Raw genomic sequence first — 18,693 nt, forward strand, 5'->3', positions numbered from 1 at the left:
AAGACGCAATCTAATCCCCCGAGTTGTCCCGCGCCGCCGGACCTCCCCATTCCGGCACCGAGCCCGCGGGCGTCCAGCCGCCGACGTACGGCCGCAGGCGCGCGGCGAGGAACGGGTCGCCGCTTCCGGCCAGTTGGTCGGAGGCGATCTTGCGGGCGATGCCGGCGAGGAAATCCGCGATCTGCACGCGCGCGTCGTCCCGGGAGTCGACCAGCCGCAGCCCGGCGAGGGCGATCCCGTCGCGCCAGGCGCCCTGGACGATCGCCGCGATCCGGCCCGGTGTCAGCGCGTTCTGCTGGTCATGGACCAGCGTCACCGGTACCCCGTCGGCGCTCCAGTGGGCGGCCGTGCGCCGGATCGCCGGGAAGAGGGGGTTCAGGACCGGGAACAGGGGAGGGGCGGCCTCGACGCCCTCGCGGTAGGCGTCCGCGCGGGGGCGGGCCCCGGACAGCCGGCGCAGGGTTCCGGCCGCTTCGGTGCCCGGTCGCGCCTGCGCCAGCGTGTCGACCGTGCGGAAGAAGTGATCGCCGGCCGTGAGCGGATCACCGTTCGGGCGGACGCGCAGCAGGCGGTTCGCCGCGCGCAGGAACTCCCGCCAGCCCGGCTCGCCGAAGACACCGGGTCCCTGCCGGTACAGCGGGCGGGCCTCCGCCACGTCCCCGAGGAGCAGCTCGACGGTCCGCTCCACCACGAAGTACGCCTTCTCCGTCAGCCGCACATGCGCGTGCCCATGGATCGGGCCGCCCTCGTCCAGCAGCCACTCCAGCACCGCCCGGTGCTTCTCCCGCAGCAGGTGGCTCGCCTTGTACTCCTCCGCGGGCGAACGGATCCGCAGCCGGATCTCGCGCACGCACTCCGCCGCCACGTCCACCGGCAGCGCCACGCTCGCGTGCGCGAACACCTCGGTGTTGCCGCCGGTCAGGTTCTCCCCGTCCGATCCCGACTCGTCACAGGCCACCTCCCGGCGGAGCGCCGCCGCCCCGCCCGTCTCCTCCGCCCCGTTCCGGCTCACCGTGCGGCCCCCTATCTTGTGCCCCATGACCAGCTTCCCGCACGACACCGCCGGCGAACCGGATCCGCTGCGCGCCCTCGACCTGGAGCGGCTGCGCCGTCGTACGAGCATGAAGTGGCGCACCTACCCCGAGGACGTCCTCCCGCTGTGGGTGGCCGAGATGGACGTCCCGCTCGCCCCGCCCGTCGTCCACGCCCTCACCGAGGCGCTCGCCCTGGGCGACACCGGGTACCCGGCCGGCACCGCCTATGCCGAGGCCCTCGCCGGGTTCGCCGCCCGGCGCTGGCACTGGGACGGGATCGCGGTCGAGCGCACGGCGATCGTTCCGGACGTGATGCTCGGAGTGGTCGAAATGCTCCGACTGGTCACCGGACCGGGCGATCCGGTGATCGTCAACCCACCGGTGTACCCGCCGTTCTTCGCGTTCATCACCCATATGGACCGCCACGTCGTGGAGGCCCCGCTCGGCGCGGATCTGCGGATCGACCCGACGGCGCTGGAGGCGGCCTTCCGGCGGGCCACGGCGGGCGGCGGGCGCGCCGCCTACCTGCTGTGCAGCCCGCACAACCCCACCGGCACCGTGCACACCGCCGCCGAGCTGACGGCCGTCGCCGAACTGGCGGAACGGCACGGGGTGCGGGTCGTCGCGGACGAGATCCACGCCCCGCTCACCGCCCCAGGCGTCCCCTTCGTGCCGTACCTCAGCGTGCCCGCCGCCGCCCGCGGTCTGTCCCTGATGTCGGCCTCCAAGGGCTGGAACCTCGCGGGCCTCAAGGCCGCGCTCGCCCTGGCCGGGCCCGGCGCCGCCGCCGACCTCGCGCGGCTGCCCGAGGAGGTGGGCCACGGCGCCAGCCACCTCGCCGTCCTCGCGCACACCGCCGCGCTGCGCGAGGCCACCGGCTGGCTCGACGCCCTGCTCACCGGGGTCCAGGCCAACCGCCGCCTGCTCACCGCTCTGCTCGCGGAACACCTGCCCGCCGTCCAGGCCCTCCCCGCCGAGGCCACGTACCTCGCCTGGCTCGACTGCCACGCCCTCGGCCTCGGCGACGACCCCGCCCAGGTCTTCCTGGACCGCGGCCGCGTCGCCCTCTCGTCCGGCCTTCCCTTCGGCACGGGCGGCGCGGGCCGCGTACGCCTCAACCTCGCGACCTCGCCGGAGATCCTTGCCGAGGGGGTGCGCCGCATGGCCGCCGCCCTGAAGTGACCGAGCCCGTAGACTCCCCGTCATGGACGACGAATCGCGCCTGGCCCGGCTCGCCGCCGGAAAGTACCTGCTGGTCACGAGCTACCGCGGGAACGGCACCCCCGTCGCCACCCCGGTATGGGTGGTCCGGGACGGCGCGAGTCTCGGCGTGTGGACGGCCGCCGACAGCTTCAAGGTCAAACGCATCCGCAACCGCGCCGGCGTCCTCGTCGGCCCCTGCGACCTGCGCGGCAATCCGACCGGCGACCAGACCCCCGCCACCGCCGAGATCGCCGACCCCGCCACCACCGCCCGCTACCGCGCCCTGATCGCCCGCAAGTACGGCCTCCTCGGCCGCCTCACCCTGCTGGGCAGCCGTCTGCGCCGCGGTGTGGACGGTACGGTCGGCATCCGGGTGACCCTCGGCGACTGACGGCCGAGGCCACCCGGAACTCCTCCCGCTACGGGGCGTCCACCACCGACCCCGTCGGCGCCAGGCCGTCCGGCAGCGGTTCGCCCGTCGTGTCGTCCAGTTGGCGGAAGCGGACCGACTCCTCGGGCTCGGCGAGGTGGTCCTTGACGATGGGCAGAGTGATGTCCGTGCCGGTGCGGCCCGGCGGGATGTCGATCCAGAGGTAGAGGCCGTTCACCTCGGACAACGGGCGCTCGGGGTCGGGGGACCGGCCGGAGACGTCGCGCAGCCAGGAGGCGGCGACGTCCTTCGTGGACAGTTCGGGGCCGGTGGCGGGCGGGGTGACGCCGAAGACGGCGCCCATGTCCACGTCGACCGGTTGGGACAGGGAGACCCGCCAGGTGAGCGACCGGCCCTCGGTGACCCGGGCGGCGATCGGGGTGACCTTCATGGTGGGGGCGGGATCGTCGTCGTGGACGGTGACGCCGCCCCGGTAGGAGCCGACGACCGCGCCGTGGACCGCCTTGACCAGCACGTCGTACGACCGGTCCGGACCGTAGCGGGTGTCGCCCTCGACCTCGACCGGTACGTCGATGTCACGGCCGCCCGGATGCACGGTCACCAGCCGCTCCGTGCCGTGGCCCGTGGCCGGGTCGAGGACGTGGACACGGACCTGGCCGCTGCCGTGGCCCGACACCCGGACCGGGACGTGATAGGTGCGCGCACCCGAGTCGCCCTCGGCGACCGTCAGCCGGCCGAGGTCCACGCGGGGCAGCGCCGCCGCACGGGCCTCGGGAGTCCCCGGACGCCAGCCCCACGCGTCGACGAGCCAGGCCCGTCCGGACGACGAACGTGCCTTCAGCTCAAGGGACTTGACCGACAGCAGATCGAGCCCGGCGCGGGTGGCGGCCGTCAGCGGGACCCGGAACTCGCGGCCCCAGTAGGAGGCGGTCCGCTCGCTGCCGGGCAGCCCGTCGGCGCGGATCCGGCCCAGCGTCGCGCGGTGGCCGGTGGTGTCGGTGAGGGTCACGTCCAGTTGCGTCCCACGGGAGTTGGGCGGCACGAACAGCCGTAGCGCCAGGTCCTCGGCACCGGACAGGGACAGCGGCCGCCGCGCCGTCACCCGCGTCCGGGCACCGGTGCGCGTCCAGCGCAGCGCGATCGCGTGCCGGCCGGACTCACGGTCGGTCTCCCACCGGGCGAAGTGCGGCGAGGAGCCGTGGGCGTCGTCGCCGAGACAGGTCTTCGCCGGGCTGGGGTCCACGGCGGCGCACAGCCTGCCGCCGGCCACGGACACCCCGTCGTCCGGCAGGAACCCGCCGCCGCGGCGCGCCCCCACGGCATGGCCGAGGACCCGTGCGGGGTCCGCCGACGGCGCCCGCCTCCCGGAGCCGTCCAGCAGCGGCCGCACCCGGTCGTCGCCGGCCACGAACAGCCGTGCCGCCGCCGCGACATACACCGAACCGGCCCGGTGCTGCTGGTCGGCGGTGAGGCGGGTCGCGGCGCGCTTGCCGCACACCGGGTCCGGACGGTCCGGGTCGTCGTAGAAGTCGTCCTCGGACGGCGCCGCCGACTTTCCGGGCGTCCACTCGGAGTTGAAGAAGTTGTGGTCGGCGCCGACGACGTACACGGCACTGTGCAGCGCGGCACCCGTGCTGACCGCGCGCGTGCCGTCGACGTACAACTCGCCTTCCAGGTCGGAGACGTCGCCGTCACAGCCGGGCAGGATCGTGGTGGACGGCACGTCGGGCCCGGGGTTCTGGCCGAAGACGGTCGGTCCGACGAGCACCATGCCGCGCACGGTCCAGCGCACCGCGCCGTGATAGCCGTCCTGGTCGGCGGGCGGCGGATAGAGGCTGTCCAGGGCGGCCCGGTTGACGCCCTCACCGCCCCGGGAGTGCCCGACGAGCAGGACCCGGGACAGATCGGCACGAGGTGCGTCCCGGACGATCGCCGGCGCGGTGGCGGGGTGCAGGGCCCAGTCGGCCCAGCGGGCCAGGTGGAGCCGGATCAGGGAGGAGCGCGCCTGGGCGCCGCCGTCCTCGGCCGACTCGTCGTCCTGGCCGTTGATCCCGTTCGCCGAGACCGAGACGGTCAGGTAGCCCTGCGAGGCCAGGAGCCGCTGGTCGCGCAGGTAGCCGCGGTAGCTCGGCACCTGCTGGTAGCCGGTCCCGCACGGCCAGTCGGCGGTGATGTCCTTGCCCCGGTAGCAGGTGTAGTGGCGGCCGTGCAGGAAGAGCGCGAGCGGCCGTTCGCCGGGCGCGCCGACGGGTGCGACGACCACCGCGCGCATCTCCACCGGCGCCGCGAAACCCGGCAGCCGCACCGACTTCAGGGTGTACTCACCGGTCCTCGTGCGGTAGGGACCCGGTCTGCCCGGGTCCACGCCGTTCGCGGGGAGCGGGGACGGGGGAGCGGGTTCGACCGGTGAACCGGGTGACGCCGGCGCCGCCCCGGCCGTGGGGCCGTCCAGCCGGCGGCCACCGGACCAGGCTTGCAGCCCGTCGAGCCCGTTCCTCCGTGCCGGGTCGAGCGGCAGCCGGAAGGTGCGGCCGTCACCACCCGGCCGCGGCACCCCCAGCAGCCGTCCACCCGAGCGGAATTCGACGCGCGCGTCGCCCATCGGCACCGGCCGGTCGGACCGCCACTCCAGCCGGGGCGCCGAACCCCCGCCGGTCAGCCGCCAGCCCGGCGGCAGCGCTCCAGCGCCGTCCGCGGACGCCGACACCGCCGCCGACGGCGGTCGACCCTGGGCGGCCGCCACCCCCGGAGACGCTCCCGCCACCGCGCATAACGCGGCGGCGGTGACCCATATGCACCGGGCACGGACCACGGTTCCTCCTCGACCCCCGACCTCGGGCGCCCCGGCCGTCCCGGGAGCCCTCGCTCCCGGAGGACGGAACGCGGAGCCTGTGGGTTGCCTGTGAGGGGGAAGCGGTGGATCACATGCGCGTGGACCGGACGTACGAGGATCAGGTGCGCGGTGCGCGGTGCTCGGGCGTACGCGGGTGTCAGGTCCAGGCCCGGTACGGCTCGTCCACCAGCTGGAAGACCGGCTCGCCGCGCACCGGGTCCTTGGCGGTCGACAGCCGCACCCGGTCGCCGCTGTGGATGCCGATCGGCGGACCCATGACCCGGCCCCGCACGACGAACCCCTCGGCCATCTCGATCAGCGAGACATTGCGCGCCGCCGGAGTGTTGCGGTGCACGATCGTGGAGTGACGGACGGTGCCGACGCCCTCGCTGCGCTCGGTGCGCAGGTCGCTGCCCTGGCACACCGGGCACAGCAGCCGGTGGTACATCGCGGTGCCGCACCAGGTGCAGCGCTGGAAGAGGATGGCGTCCCTGGCGTCCGCGGGGGCGGGATCGAGTACACCCGCCGCGGAGCCCGCCGCCGGGTGCGGAGCGATCGCTGAGTGGTGGTACATCCTGGTCAACTCCCTGCACTCGGCCGGAATCCCGCGTGCGCGTCCCCGCACGCGTGCGCCCGGCGGCCTGGCCACCGCGCACGACCGACAGAGTATGGCACCCAGTGTCACTCGTAAAGGTACTCGGTACCCCGAATTTTCCCGAGCGCGGGCACGGCCCCGGGTGCCGGAGCTCAGGCGCGGCCCAGCGCCGTCTCCAGTTCCTGCACCACCCGCCACAGCGGGGCGTCCCGCCGGGTGACGAGGACCAGCACGTCCTCGGGGCGTGTGCCGTCCCCCTCCTCCGGTACGGGGCCGGTCCCCGCGGGGGTGCGGCCGCCCGTGACGGGCGCCGGCTGATCCTGCTGCCCGAACTCGCGCCGCACGTACTCCAGCGCGTGGTCCACCGTCGCCTCCGCGTCGCCCTTCCCGTCGGAACGCAGCCAGGAGCGCAGGGCGTTGTTGTGCGCCGCGGCCACCGCGGCCGCGAGCACGTCGGCGCGCAGCGTCCCGTCGGGGCGGCCGGCGAACCGGCCGCGCAGGTACTCGGCCATCGCGCGCTCGTAGCGCCACACCACCGACAGCTCGTACGCCCGCAGGCCCGGCACCTTCCGGGTCAGGCGGTAGCGCTGCACGGAGAAGGCCGGGTTCTCCGCGTACATGCGCAGCACCATGCGGACCGCGTCGCACACCCGCCGCACCGGCTCGTGCTCCTCGCCGCCCGCGGCGAGGAAGGCGGTCATCTCGGCGAGGCAGCGCTCGTGGTCGGGGAAGACCACGTCCTCCTTGGAGGGGAAGTAGCGGAAGAAGGAACGCCGTCCGACCCCGGCCAGGGCCACGATGTCGTCCACCGTGGTCTGCTCGTAGCCGCGTTCGAGGAAGAGCCGGAAGGCCGCCTCGACCAGGGCGTCCCGCATCGGCGGTTTCGCGGCCGGCGCCGCGCTGCTGGAGCTCATGGACGGGAACGTAGCACCCGGACCCCGATTGTGACACTCAGTGCAGCATCTGCGGGAAGGTGAGGGAACTGAGTGCTGTGTGTTCGCCGGGTCGGGCGGGCCCGATGAACCCACTGGGTCCGCCGGGCCCGACGGTCAGGAGTCCAGCCAGTCGGTGATCTCCCCGGTGTGCTCGCCGAGGCGGGGCGGCCGGCGGTCGTACCGGGGCGGGGTGCGGGAGAGGGAGATCGGGTTGGCGACGAGATCCAGCGTGGACCCGTCGTCGCCGTCCACCGACACCCGGGGAGCCAGGCCGAGCCGGTCGGCGAGGGCGAAGGCCTGGGCGAGGTCGTTCACCGGCCCGCAGGGGACCCCGAGGGGCGTGAGGTGCTCGAACCACTCGGCGGCGGTGCGGGCGGCGAGCAACTCGCCCAGCCTCTCCGCCAGTTCGTCGACACGGGCCACCCGGTCCGCGTTGGTGGCGAAGCGCGCGTCGTCGGCCAGTTCGGGTGCGCCGAGGCCGCGGCAGAGTGCCGCGAACTGGCGGTCGTTGCCGACGGCGATCACCAGCGGCTGGTCCTTGGCCCGGTACACCTCGTACGGGGCGATGGACGGGTGCCGGTTGCCCATGATGCCCGGCACCCGGCCGGCCAGCGTGTATCCGGCGGACTGGTTGACCAGGCTCGACAGCAGGGTCGTCAGCAGATCGACCTCGATGTGCTGCCCCTCCCCGGTGGCGTCCCGGTGCCGCAGCGCGGCGAGCACACCGATCGTGGCGTGCAGCCCGGTGAGCACGTCCACCAGCGCCACCCCGGTCTTCACCGGCTCGCCGGGCGCGGCCCCGGTGACGCTCATCAGCCCGCCCACGGCCTGGATCAGCAGGTCGTACCCGGGCAGCGCGGCCCCGGGCCCGGACCCGAAGCCGGTGATCGAGCAGTACACGATCCCCGGGTTCGCGGCGCGCACCTCGTCGTATCCGAGCCCGTACTTCCGCAGTGTCCCCGGCCGGAAGTTCTCGAACAACACGTCGGCGCGGCGGGCCAGTTCGGCGGCACGGCGCCGGTCGGCCGCCTCGCGCAGATCGAGGGCGACCGAGCGCTTGTTGCGGTTGACGGACAGGAAATAGGTGGCCTCGCCGTGCGCGTGCGGCGGGCCCCAGGCGCGGGTGTCGTCACCGCCCGCCGGATGCTCGACCTTGATCACGTCGGCGCCCAGGTCGGCGAGGAGCATCGTCGCGTACGGCGCGGCGAGCACCCGCCCGAAGTCGGCGACGAGAACGCCGCTCAGCGGCAGCGCGTTCGCGGCGGTCATGACGTCGTCCCTCCGGTGGTGCGCGGACGCCCGGCGGTCCTGCGGGCCCGTTCCCCGGCCGGCCACCCCGCGGCCACGCCTTCACCCGGCCACCCCGCAGCCGTGCTTTCGCGCGGCCACCCCGCGGCCACGCCTTCACCCGGCCATTTCGCGACCGCGCCTCCGCCCGGCCGGGCCCGACCGGTGTCGAGCGGTTCACCACCGCCCCCGGGCCGCCACGTCCCCACACCGGGGTGGCGCCGCCCCCGGTGCCCCCGAACCGCTCCGCCCTGCCCCGCGCCCCTGCCTGCGATGGCCCGCAATTCGCCACTCCTCTCGGCACGCCCCCGCACGCCGTGGTGTCCCGAGCTGCGGCGGCCTGGCTGAAGCCGCCATTCTGGGGGCGACCGGCCCGGTGCGCACTGGACGAAATGGCCTGGTACCGGGGGGTGGGACACGCCGATCTGTCGATGGCGCCGCGCCCGCACGCCCCTGCGGGAGAGCGCGACGAGCCCGCACCCCGGGCGACCGGAGGAGCGCCACCGGTCGGGCGTAACCTTTCTGCGCTTGGCCTCGCCGCCACGCCGTTCGCAGTGCCGCCCAAGGAGACCCGTATGCCCGCCGCTCGCCCCCGCGTCCTCTACGTCACCGACCTGGCGTACCAGGCTCGCGGGCGCCGGTACTGCGACGAGGACATCTTCCTCACCGCCCGGCTGCGCGCCCATTTCGATCTCGCGCTGTGCCATCCGCTGGACGCGGAGGCGCTGATGGACGGTCACGACGCGGTCGTCGTCCGCAACAGCGGCCCCGTGCTCGGCTACCAGCAGGCGTACGACGCCTTCCGCGCACGCGCGCTGGAACGCGGCAGCCGGGTGTACAACCCGGTCACCGGCAAGGCGGACATGGCCGGCAAGCGCTACCTCCTCGACCTGACCGCCGCCGGGTACCCGGTGATCCCGACCGTCGACCGGGTCGAGGACCTGCACCGGCTGCCCGCCGCGCACCGCTACGTGGTCAAGCCCCGGCTCGGCGCCGACTCCCTCGGCCTGCGCATCGTCCCCGCGAGCCGCGTCGACGCGCACGCCGGGGACGACGTCCTGATACAGCCGCACGTCGACTTCGACTACGAGGTGTCCTTCTACTTCGTGGACGACGACTTCCAATACGCCCTGTACGCCCCCGACCCACGTCGCCGCTGGGAGCTGAAGCCGTACGCGGCGACCGCCGCCGACCTGGAGTTCGCCCGCCGCTTCGTCGACTGGAACGACCTCGGCCACGGCATCCAGCGCGTCGACGCCTGCCGTGCCCCCGACGGCGGCCTGCTGCTGGTCGAGCTGGAGGACCTCAACCCCTATCTGTCGCTGGAGGCCCTGCCGGAGGCGGACAGGGACGCCTTCGTCGGCGCGTTCACGGCGTCCCTGAGCCGGTTCGTGCGCGGGCCGTCGGCACGGTCCGACGGGTGATCAGCCGGCCGCCCGGCCGCCCGGACGAGGTCGCCGAGGGTCGGTGGAGCGATCTGCCCGGTGAAGGTGAGTTCGGCCGGTGGGGCGATTCGGGAGCGGCGCGCGGGGAACGCCGGAGCGGTGGACGACCGGCGCACGCGACGATGAGCACGCGGATCCACCGGTGCGCCGGCACCCGGAGCGGCGGCGAGGAGAGCGGAGCGGCATGACGCGGGCGGAGGACGGTTTCCTGGGGCGGCTCGACCCCGACATGTGCGTGGTCACGGCCGCGGCCGGCGGTGAGCGGGCGGGCTGCCTCGTCGGCTTCGCCTCGCAGTGCTCCATCCGGCCGCCCCGGTTCGCCGTGTGGCTGTCCAAGGCCAACCGCACCTACCGCGTCGCCCGTGCCGCCCACTGCCTCGCCGTCCACCTGCTCACTCGCGACCAGCGCGCCCTCGCGGAACTCTTCGGCGGCGAGACCGGCGACGACACCGACAAGTTCGTCGGCCTCGACTGCGCGCAGGGGCCCGGCGGCGCGGTCGTCCTCCGGGACGCGGCGGCCTGGTTCGTCGGCGAGATCCTGCACCGCGTCGACGGCGGCGACCATGTCGGCTTCGTGCTCGACCCCCTGGAGTGGGGCGGGGGACGGTCCGGCGACATCCTGCGGCTGTCCGACGCCGTCGGCATCGAGGCCGGTCACCCCGTGGACTGACCCGGGCCGTCCGGCCGGCGCCCGAGGCGCGCCTACTCGTCCCGGCCCGCCGCCCTCCCCGTCCCGGCGGTCTTCGCCGCGGCCTCCGCCGCCTTTGCGGTGGCCGTGTCCACCGCCGCGTCGACCGCGTCCGCCGCATCGGCCGCGTCCACCGGTTCCTCCGTACGATCGTCCGCCCGTGCCGGCATCCGGATGTCCACCACGCACACGTCGTCCCGCCGCTCGTCCGCCAGCATCGCGGCGAGCAGCGCGTCCAGGGAGCCGGACCCCCCGGCGCCATGGACCCGCACCGCCGCCGCGAGCCGGTCGAGACCCGCGTCCAGGCCCTCGCCGGGGCGTTCGACCAGGCCGTCGGTGTACAGCAGCAGCCGGTCCCCGGGTTCCAGGCGCAGCTCCGCCGACTCGTAGTACGGGTTCGCGCTGGCGCCGAGCAGCATGCCGCCGGGGCGGTCGAGGTAGCGCGCCTCGCCCCCGCGCACCAGCAGCGGCGGGAGGTGCCCGGCCTGGGCCCAGGCCAGCAGCCGGCTGGCCGGGTCGTAGCGGGCCATGATCATGGTCGCCGTCATCTGGCTGTCCCGGGAGTGCAGCAGCAGCTGGTTGAGCCGGGCCAGGGCGACCGTGAGCGAGGTGCCGGTGCTGACCATCCCCTTGGCGGTGAACCGCAGCTGGGCCATGGTGGCCACCGCGTCGATGCCGTGCCCGGCCACGTCGCCGACCACGAACAGCGCGTCGTACTCGGGCAGTTCGATGGCGCTGAACCAGTCGCCGCCGACGTGGATCCCGGACTGGGCGGGCAGATAGGCGACCTCGACGCGCAGCCCGGCCAGCCGTACCGGCTTGCTGGGCAGGGGCAGCAGGGCGTGCTGGAGCCGGGCGGCGAGCGCCCGTTCTGCTTGCAGGACCCCGCGCTGGAGCAGCATGGTGCGTTCGCTCTTGACCAGGGCGAGTTCCGCGCTGCGCTGCGCGGTGAGGTCCTGCACGAAGCCGTGCACCTCGGCCGGGGTACCGTCCGGATCGCTGACGGCCTCGGCGACCAGCCGCAGATGCCGTACGCCTTCGGGCCCCTCGACGCGGAACGGCACGTCGAAGGCCCGCCCCTCGCGCACGAGTCCGGTGATCGCGGCGGCCAGCGGTTCCGCGTCCTGCGGCAGCGCCAGCTCCGGCAGTTTCGCCAGCTCCATCGGCCCCTGCTCGACGTCCCGCCCGAGAACGGTGTGGGCCTGCGCGGACCAGGAGATCTGCCCGGTGACCAGATTCCAGTTCGCCCAGCCGAGGTTGCCGAGCCGCTGCACGTCGGCCAGGCGCTGCTCCTGCCGGTCCTGGGGGTCGAGCCGCAGCCAGGACACCAGCAGGCCCCCGCCCAGCGGGGCGGCCCGCACCGAGAAGGTACCAGTCAGGGCCGGCCCGTCGGACACGTCCTGATAGGCGAACGGCTCGCTCTCGAACGGCACCCCGGTCTCCAGCGTCTCCAGGTAGCCCCGCCACAGCGGCTCGCCCGCGACCGACGGGTAGCTTTCCAGGATGCGCCGGCCGACCATGTCCCGGCCGGTGCGGCCGGACACGTCGACCGCCTGCGGGGTGGCCGCGTCGATCCGGTAGTCCTCCACCTCACCGGCGGCGGTGCGCAGCGGCGTCAGCAGCATCGCGGCCCCCGGCAGCGCGTCGAACACCGCCTGCACGGTCCGGGCGACGCCGAGTTCGCCGGGCGCCTCCCGCGCGGTGTCGAAGGCGCGCAGCCGTCCCGCGCACAACCGGGCGGCGGCGACGATCAGTTGGCGCTCCGGCGGCGTGAACGGCCCGCCGCACCGGCGCATCACCCCCAGGGCGAACCGGGCGGTTCCCCCGACGGGCACCGGCAGCCAGACCCGGCTCCGCCACCGCTCGGCCAGGTCACCGAGCAGCAGATGGCGGGTGCGGTCGGCCGCCAGGTCCTCCAGCCACAGGGGTTCGCCCGCCACCAGGGCCTCGAACGCGGGCACCCTGTCCAGCGGGGGCACATGCCGCCACTGGCCGGCGAAGTGCGCGTCGATCCCGGCATGGCCGACCAGTTCGAGACCGCCCTCGGCCCGCCGCTCGTACAGAAGCACGGCGTCGGCCCGCACCCGCGGTGCCAGGTGGTCCAGGAGCCGCCCGGCCAGCTCGTGCGGCGAGTCGACCCGGAGCAGGTCCCGGCCCGTTCGCGCGAGTACCTCCGCCATCTCCGGGGTGCCGGCGGACGGGGTCGTGCGCGGGGCGGATGCCGGGGGCGCGGGTGCCGGGGCCGCGGGAGGCGGCTGTTCCGGGGGCGGCGGGAGGGAGCCCAGCGTCAGCCAGCACTGTTCGATCAGGGTGCGCCCGCTGTCCTCGGCGCGGCGGCGCAGCTCCTCGTGGGCGGCGTCCGGGGCGCAGCCGGTGACCGCCATCAGGACACCCTTGGCCCGCTCGAGGACCGCCGCCGTCGCGACGAGGTCGCGCAGCCGCTCCAGCTCGGCGCGCTGACGGGCCACGACCTTGGCCAGCGCCGCGCTGTCGGCGCCCGTTCCGGGGTCGTCCATCGGGGGCACGGACTCGCTCGTCACGCGTTGAGCATCGCACATTCGGGGGCGTTCGATCACTCGTCCGCGGTGGCCGAGGCGCTACGGCCCTCCGTCCGCCCTTCCCGGTGGCCCACCCGTGGGCCTGCGACGACCGGGCGGAATCGCCTCAGCGGCGCCCCAGGGCGGTGCTGACCGCGCGGACGCTGCGGGCGATGTGCTGGAGCTGGAGGACCTCGGCGGCGTACATCTTGATCGTGTGTTCGATGACCGATTCGGGCAGCCCGAGCGTCGGCAGCTCCGCCCGCGCGGTCTGCAGCGCGGTGCGGGCGACCCGGACCTCCTGGTCGACCTGGATCTGGGCGTGCCGGGCGAGCAGCACGGGGTGCCGGATCAGGGCCGGGTAACTCGCGTAGCGGGCGGGGATCAGCTCGCGCAGCCACTTGGCGGCCGAGCGCTCCCAGTCGTACGAGCCCGGGGTCTTGACCTGGCAGGGCCAGTCGGGACTGATGCGCGTGCTGGTCAGTTGCATGGTCACTTCCGGTCTGCGGCGTCGTGAGGGTGGTCCGACGAGATGCGGGCGGCCCCGGTCTAGGGGATGACCGGGGCCGCCCCTGGTGCGGCACAGGGGCGCCGCACCACCGGACACCCCCGGGGCGCCGATACGGGTAGGGGTCGGCGTTGGAGGGTGTTCGCGCGGGCGTTCCGCCAGCAGAGTATTTATATATACCGAGCAGTTTGCAAGACGTATGAAAACATTCATGCGCGATATGGGGTGAAAGATCCACCTAGGGGCGATCGGTGACCGCAAGATCTTCACGAGTGTGAGGGTGCCGCCGCAGGACCGGCGGTCGCTTCGGGAAAGCCCGAGGAGAGGCTCAGTCCCTGACGAAGAACTGGTGCTGCTCCGACACCTGCTCGTACTTCTCCAGCCGCGCCTGCGTCCGCTCCGGATCCGCGTCGGTCATCGCCTGGAGCAGCGCCGCCGCCATCACGCCCGGCGCGGCGTAGGAGTCGAAGACCAGCCGGGAACCGGTGCCGGTGGCGAAGGTGACGTCCGCCTCGTCGGCCACCGGTCCGAGCGCGAGATCGGTGATCAGGGCAACCTTCAGACCGGCGCGGTGCGCCACCCGGACCGCTTGCAGGGTCTCGTGGGAGTGCCGGGGCATGGCGAACGCCAGCACCCAGCTGCCGCCCGCCTCGCGGGACTGGAGCAGCGCGTCGTAGGCCACGCTGCCGCCCCGCGTCACCAGCCGTACGTCGGGGTGGATGCGACGCGCCGCGTACCCGAAGTACTCGGCCAGCGACTCCGAGATGCGCAGGCCCAGCACGGTCAGTGGGGTGGAGCGGGACAGCTCGCGGCCGATGTGGATCACCCGGTCCGGGTCGGCGAAGTCGCGCCGCAGGTTCTCCAGGTTCGCGATCTCCGCGTCCACGGCCGCTTGCAGCTCGTTCGCGCGGTTCGGCTCCCCGGGCCCGCCGGCCAGGGCCTTCAGGGCGATCGACTGGAGCCGCTCGCGCAGCGCCGGATAGCCGCTGAAGCCGACCGCGCCGGCGAAGCGGGTCACGGAGGGCTGGCTCACCCCGACCCGGTCCGCCAGTTCGGTGATGGACAGGAACGCGGCCTCGGTGATGTGCTCGATCAGGTACTGGGCGATCCGGCGCTGCCCCGGCGACAGGCGGGGGCCGTCGAACAGCTCCCTGAGCTGGGAGGTCGGGGCCGCCTCGACCTCCGGAGCGGTCTTGCCCGAGGTGATCGCTGATGCCTGTGCGCGGGCCTGCTGCGGCGAGGGCACCGGTCCGTCTCCTTTGTCTCCCACGAGCACTCAACATAACTCACCCAGGGCCGTGACCAGCGGGTTGAGCAGCAATCGAGCGAACCGGAACACAGGCGCGAGCCCCGGGGCGAACGGCGCCGCTAGCCGGCCGAGCGATCCGGCGGCAGCGCGCCGACCGGAACCACCAGGTCCGCCCGCTCCCGTGTCGTCGCCACCAGCTCGGCATTGCGCTGGTCCGTGCCCAGCACCCAGGCGCGGGCCGCCGCCCGCTCCTTGCCGAACTCCTCGTGCCGCGCGACCAGTCGGCGGATCCGCTCCTCCTCGGGGATCTCGCAGTACCACACCTCGTCCAGGCACGGCCGCACCCGCGCCCACGAACCCTCTTCCAGCAGAAGGTAGTTCCCCTCGGTCACCACCAGCCGCGCACTCGGCGGCACCGGGATCGCACCGGCCAGCGGCTGCTCCAGGACGCGCTCGAACCCGGGCGCGTACACGACCTCCCCGGTGTCCTCGCGCAGCCGCCGCAGCAGCGCCGCGTACCCGGCCGCGTCGAAGGTGTCCGGCGCGCCCTTGCGGTCCCGGCGGCCCAGCCGGTCGAGTTCGGCGTCGGCCAGGTGGAAGCCGTCCATGGGGACATGGGCGACCCACGCGCGCCCGTCGGCGTCCAGGGCGCGCACCAACCGCTCGGCCAGGGTGGACTTGCCCGCGCCGGGGCCGCCCGTGATGCCGAGCAGGGCGCGTCGGCCGCCTCGGGGGAGTGCGCGGGCGCGCGCGAGGAGATCGTCGAAGGTCGGGGCCACGGGGGGCGAGGTCGGCGGCACACCGCAGAGTGTGCCACCCCGGAACCGGGAGAACCTGTGGCGCGGGACACCCGGTGGAGCGCCGCTCATGGGGAACAGTCCTCGGTATGACTCAGCTCGGTCTGCCCGACGACATCCAGGCCTGCCTCTTCGATCTCGACGGCGTCGTCACCAAGACGGCCGTGGTGCACGCGGCCGCGTGGAAGGAGACGTTCGACGCGTTCCTGCGCGCCCAGGAGGGCCCAGGGACAAGGCCGTTCGACGCGGTCGCCGACTACGACGAGTACGTCGACGGCCGTCCGCGCGCCGACGGGGTGCGCGCCTTCCTCGACTCGCGCGGCATCCATCTGCCGGAGGGCACCCCGGGCGACCCGCCGGACGCCCCGACCGTGCACGGCCTCGGCAACCGGAAGAACGAACTTCTCCTGGAGAGGATCCGCACCGGCGGCGTCGAGGCGTACGAGGGCACCCTGCGCTACCTGGAGGCGGTGCGGGCCGAAGGGCTGCGCACCGCGATCGTCTCCTCCAGCGCCAACTGCCGCGACGTGCTGCGGGCCGTGGGCGCCGAGCACTTCTTCGACGTACGGATCGACGGCGTGGTGGCCGCCGAGCGGAGGCTGCCGGGCAAGCCGCACCCCGACACCTTCCTCGCCGCCGCCCACGACCTCGGCGTCGAACCGTCCCGGGCCGCCGTGTTCGAGGACGCCCTGGCCGGCATGGACGCGGGCCGCGCGGGCGGCTTCGGGTACGTCGTCGGCCTCGACCGGGTCGGCCAGGGCGACGCCCTCTACGCGCACGGCGCGAGCGTCGTCGTGAAGGACCTCACCGAGCTGGGAGGCAAGCGGTGATCACCCAGGGGTCGTACGCCGTGGAGCCGTGGGCCGTCCGCGAGACCGCCCTCGACCTCGACGTCCTCGCCCAGAGCGAGTCCGTGTTCGCGCTGTCCAACGGCCACGTCGGCTGGCGCGGCAACCTCGACGAGGGCGAACCGCACGGACTGCCCGGCAGCTACCTCAACGGCGTGCACGAGGTGCACCCGTTGCCCTACGCGGAGGCAGGGTACGGCTATCCGGAGTCGGGCCAGACCGTCATCAACGTCACCAACGGCAAGGTGCTGCGACTGCTCGTGGACGACGAGCCGTTCGACCTGCGCTACGGCCGCCTGACCGCCCACGAGCGGGTCCTCGACCTGCGCCGCGGGGTGCTGGAGCGCACCTGCGAGTGGACCTCCCCGGCCGGCTCCACGGTCCGGGTGCGCTCGACCCGGCTCGTCTCGCTCACCCAGCGCGCCGTGGCCGCCGTGGCGTACGAGGTGGAGGCCGTCGACGCCCGCAGCCGGGTGGTGATCCAGTCCGAGCTGGTCGCCAACGAGAGCCTGCCGGACTCCGACGGCGACCCGCGCGCCGCGATGGCGCTCCGGTCGCCCCTGGAGCAGGAGGACCACCTCGCCTCGGGCAACCGGCTGCGCCTGGTGCACCGGACCCGGCGCAGCGGCCTGCGGGTCGCGGTCGCCGCCGACCATGTCGTCAGCGGACCCGAACGCACCACCACCCGCAGCGAGAGCGGCACCGACCTGGCCCGGCTGACCGTCACCTCCGTCCTGGAGCCCGGTCAGACGCTGCGGGTGGAGAAGCTGGTCGCCCACGGCTGGTCCGCCTCACGCTCCCTGCCCGCGATGGCCGACCAAGTCGACGCCGCGCTCGCGGCCGCCGCCCACGACGGCTGGCCCGGCCTGCTCGCCGACCAGCGGGCCTGCCTGGACGATTTCTGGGCGCGCGCCGACGTCGAGGTCACCGGCGACGAGGAGATCCAACAGGCCGTGCGGTTCGCCCTGTTCCACGTACTCCAGGCCGGGGCGCGCGCCGAGCGGCGCGCGATACCCGCGAAGGGTCTGACCGGTTCCGGCTACGACGGGCACGCCTTCTGGGACACCGAGATGTTCGTGCTGCCGGTGCTCACCCACACCGCGCCCGCGGCCGTCGCCGAGGCGCTGCACTGGCGGTACACCACCCTGGACGAGGCCCGTGAACGAGCCGCCCAGCTGGGGCTCGCCGGGGCCGCGTTCCCCTGGCGGACCATCGCCGGACCGGAGGGCTCGGCGTACTGGCCGGCCGGCACCGCCGCCTTCCACGTGAACGCCGGCATCGCCGACGCCGTCGTCCGCTACGTCGAGGCCACCGGCGACACCGCCTTCGAACGCGAGGCCGGGGTCGAACTGCTCGTGGAGACCGCCCGGTTGTGGCGCTCGCTCGGCCACCACGACGTGCACGGCGTGTTCCATCTCGACGGTGTCACCGGCCCCGACGAGTACAGTGCGGTCGCCGACGACAACATCTACACCAACCTGATGGCACGTCAGAATCTACTGGCAGCCGCCGATGCCGTCGAACGCCATCCGCGCGTGGCCGACCGGCTGGGCGTGGACGAGGAGGAGGGCGCGGCCTGGCGGGACGCCGCGGCGGCGATGCACGTGCCGTACAACGCCGCACTCGGCGTCCACGAACAGCACTCCGGCTTCACCCGCTACCAGCGCTGGGACTTCGAGGGCACCCGGCCCGACCAGTACCCGCTGCTGCTGCACTTCCCGTACTTCGACCTCTACCGCAAACAGGTCGTCAAACAGGCCGATTTGGTGCTCGCCCTGTACACCTGCGACGGCTACTTCGCCGAGCGGTACGACGAGGAGCAGATCGCCCGGGACTTCGCCTACTACGAGCCGCTGACCGTGCGCGACTCCTCCCTGTCCGCCTGCTGCCAGGCCGTCGTCGCCGCCCGGACCGGCCATCTCGACCTCGCCTACGACTACACGGCCGAGGCGGCCCTGATGGATCTGCACGACCTGGAGCACAACACCCGCGACGGGCTGCACATCGCCTCGCTCGCCGGTACCTGGATGGCGCTGGTGGCGGGCTTCGGCGGGATGCGCCGCGACGGCGAACGGCTGCGCTTCGCGCCCCGGTTGCCCGAACGGCTCGCCCGGCTCGCCTTCCACGTGCAGTTCCGGGGACGGCGGCTGCGGGTGGAGATCGGTGCGGACAAGACGACATACGCGCTGCTGGACGGGCCCCCGCTGACCCTGCGGCACCACGGCGAGTCCGTGACGGTGACCACGGCCGAGCCGGCCGTCCGCGCCGTACCGCCGGCCGCGCGCCGGCCGGCGCCGGAGCAGCCGCGGCACCGTGCGCCGAACGGGTCCTCGTGACGGACCT

At 74.0% G+C, this 18,693-nt stretch carries 15 protein-coding genes; 6 read left to right on the forward strand and 9 right to left on the reverse strand.

From position 1 onward, the window contains the following. Positions 1–10 precede the first annotated feature (10 nt). The gene (locus tag QSK45_RS27830; RefSeq protein WP_395484656.1) at positions 11–1,039 is read right to left on the reverse strand and encodes a hypothetical protein; all 1,029 of its coding nucleotides are present in this window, start codon (positions 1,037–1,039) and stop codon (positions 11–13) included. Between QSK45_RS27830 and QSK45_RS27835 the strand changes: the two genes are divergently transcribed. Together QSK45_RS27835 and QSK45_RS27840 are read left to right on the forward strand one after the other, a co-directional pair. After that, positions 1,038–2,216 carry a MalY/PatB family protein gene (locus QSK45_RS27835; RefSeq protein WP_285561643.1) on the forward strand — a complete coding sequence of 393 codons (1,179 nt, stop codon included), beginning with the start codon at positions 1,038–1,040 and terminating at the stop codon, positions 2,214–2,216. The two genes, QSK45_RS27830 and QSK45_RS27835, sit on opposite strands and share 2 nt — an antisense overlap. 22 nt (positions 2,217–2,238) lie before the next feature. Continuing rightward, positions 2,239–2,628, forward strand: coding sequence for a PPOX class F420-dependent oxidoreductase (locus QSK45_RS27840; protein ID WP_285561644.1), 390 nt, complete (start codon positions 2,239–2,241; stop codon positions 2,626–2,628). A 28-nt stretch (positions 2,629–2,656) separates the two neighbouring features. Here QSK45_RS27840 and QSK45_RS27845 read toward each other — a convergent pair whose 3' ends face one another. The 4 genes from QSK45_RS27845 to QSK45_RS27860 form a co-directional block, all read right to left on the reverse strand. After that, positions 2,657–5,440, reverse strand: a complete 2,784-nt coding sequence (locus QSK45_RS27845) for an alpha/beta hydrolase (RefSeq protein ID WP_285561645.1) — start codon at positions 5,438–5,440, stop codon at positions 2,657–2,659. A 178-nt stretch (positions 5,441–5,618) separates the two neighbouring features. After that, on the reverse strand, positions 5,619–6,035 hold the full coding sequence (locus tag QSK45_RS27850; RefSeq protein WP_285561646.1) for a Zn-ribbon domain-containing OB-fold protein: 417 nt from the start codon (positions 6,033–6,035) through the stop codon (positions 5,619–5,621). 173 nt (positions 6,036–6,208) lie between these two features. Then, positions 6,209–6,970: a TetR family transcriptional regulator gene (locus QSK45_RS27855; protein ID WP_285561647.1), complete on the reverse strand. Its 762-nt coding sequence runs from the start codon at positions 6,968–6,970 to the stop codon at positions 6,209–6,211. Positions 6,971–7,105: 135 nt separating this feature from the next. Beyond that, entirely contained in the window at positions 7,106–8,260 is a 1,155-nt protein-coding gene (locus QSK45_RS27860) for a CaiB/BaiF CoA transferase family protein (RefSeq protein WP_285561648.1), read from the reverse strand. A gap of 593 nt (positions 8,261–8,853) precedes the next feature. On the opposite strand from QSK45_RS27860, the gene QSK45_RS27865 reads away from it, so the two are divergent. Next, positions 8,854–9,702, forward strand: coding sequence for an ATP-grasp domain-containing protein (locus QSK45_RS27865; protein WP_285561649.1), 849 nt, complete (start codon positions 8,854–8,856; stop codon positions 9,700–9,702). A 205-nt stretch (positions 9,703–9,907) separates the two neighbouring features. After that, complete coding sequence (locus QSK45_RS27870; protein WP_285561650.1) at positions 9,908–10,393, forward strand: flavin reductase family protein; 486 nt, start codon at positions 9,908–9,910, stop codon at positions 10,391–10,393. Between the two features lie 32 nt (positions 10,394–10,425). On the opposite strand, the gene QSK45_RS27875 is transcribed toward QSK45_RS27870, so the two are convergent. The 4 genes from QSK45_RS27875 to QSK45_RS27890 form a co-directional block, all read right to left on the reverse strand. Then, complete coding sequence (locus QSK45_RS27875) at positions 10,426–12,927, reverse strand: SpoIIE family protein phosphatase (protein WP_285561728.1); 2,502 nt, start codon at positions 12,925–12,927, stop codon at positions 10,426–10,428. A gap of 148 nt (positions 12,928–13,075) precedes the next feature. After that, positions 13,076–13,438: a hypothetical protein gene (locus tag QSK45_RS27880; RefSeq protein ID WP_285561651.1), complete on the reverse strand. Its 363-nt coding sequence runs from the start codon at positions 13,436–13,438 to the stop codon at positions 13,076–13,078. A 346-nt stretch (positions 13,439–13,784) separates the two neighbouring features. Beyond that, positions 13,785–14,702: a MurR/RpiR family transcriptional regulator gene (locus QSK45_RS27885; RefSeq protein WP_285561652.1), complete on the reverse strand. Its 918-nt coding sequence runs from the start codon at positions 14,700–14,702 to the stop codon at positions 13,785–13,787. A gap of 122 nt (positions 14,703–14,824) precedes the next feature. Further along, positions 14,825–15,484 (reverse strand): nucleoside/nucleotide kinase family protein, encoded by a 660-nt coding sequence (locus QSK45_RS27890; protein WP_285561729.1) that lies wholly within the window; start codon positions 15,482–15,484, stop codon positions 14,825–14,827. Positions 15,485–15,591: 107 nt separating this feature from the next. On the opposite strand from QSK45_RS27890, the gene QSK45_RS27895 reads away from it, so the two are divergent. Further along, positions 15,592–16,332: a beta-phosphoglucomutase family hydrolase gene (locus QSK45_RS27895; RefSeq protein WP_285561653.1), complete on the forward strand. Its 741-nt coding sequence runs from the start codon at positions 15,592–15,594 to the stop codon at positions 16,330–16,332. Continuing rightward, positions 16,329–18,686, forward strand: coding sequence for a glycoside hydrolase family 65 protein (locus QSK45_RS27900; RefSeq protein ID WP_285561654.1), 2,358 nt, complete (start codon positions 16,329–16,331; stop codon positions 18,684–18,686). The genes QSK45_RS27895 and QSK45_RS27900 overlap by 4 nt, the downstream gene beginning before the upstream one ends. Positions 18,687–18,693 lie beyond the last annotated feature (7 nt).

The sequence above is a fragment of the Streptomyces hygroscopicus subsp. hygroscopicus genome, from assembly GCF_030269125.1.
In the GTDB taxonomy this organism is placed as follows: Bacteria; Actinomycetota; Actinomycetes; order Streptomycetales; family Streptomycetaceae; genus Streptomyces; species Streptomyces hygroscopicus_C.

What these genes read in the sequence shown, in the direction of transcription:
- QSK45_RS27835 (WP_285561643.1), top strand. Translation starts at nt 1,038, where the DNA reads ATGACCAGCTTCCCGCACGACACCGCCGGCGAACCGGATCCGCTGCGC.
- QSK45_RS27830 (WP_395484656.1), bottom strand. Translation starts at nt 1,039, where the DNA reads ATGGGGCACAAGATAGGGGGCCGCACGGTGAGCCGGAACGGGGCGGAG.
- QSK45_RS27840 (WP_285561644.1), top strand. Translation starts at nt 2,239, where the DNA reads ATGGACGACGAATCGCGCCTGGCCCGGCTCGCCGCCGGAAAGTACCTG.
- QSK45_RS27850 (WP_285561646.1), bottom strand. Translation starts at nt 6,035, where the DNA reads ATGTACCACCACTCAGCGATCGCTCCGCACCCGGCGGCGGGCTCCGCG.
- QSK45_RS27855 (WP_285561647.1), bottom strand. Translation starts at nt 6,970, where the DNA reads ATGAGCTCCAGCAGCGCGGCGCCGGCCGCGAAACCGCCGATGCGGGAC.
- QSK45_RS27860 (WP_285561648.1), bottom strand. Translation starts at nt 8,260, where the DNA reads ATGACCGCCGCGAACGCGCTGCCGCTGAGCGGCGTTCTCGTCGCCGAC.
- QSK45_RS27865 (WP_285561649.1), top strand. Translation starts at nt 8,854, where the DNA reads ATGCCCGCCGCTCGCCCCCGCGTCCTCTACGTCACCGACCTGGCGTAC.
- QSK45_RS27870 (WP_285561650.1), top strand. Translation starts at nt 9,908, where the DNA reads ATGACGCGGGCGGAGGACGGTTTCCTGGGGCGGCTCGACCCCGACATG.
- QSK45_RS27875 (WP_285561728.1), bottom strand. Translation starts at nt 12,927, where the DNA reads ATGGACGACCCCGGAACGGGCGCCGACAGCGCGGCGCTGGCCAAGGTC.
- QSK45_RS27880 (WP_285561651.1), bottom strand. Translation starts at nt 13,438, where the DNA reads ATGCAACTGACCAGCACGCGCATCAGTCCCGACTGGCCCTGCCAGGTC.
- QSK45_RS27895 (WP_285561653.1), top strand. Translation starts at nt 15,592, where the DNA reads ATGACTCAGCTCGGTCTGCCCGACGACATCCAGGCCTGCCTCTTCGAT.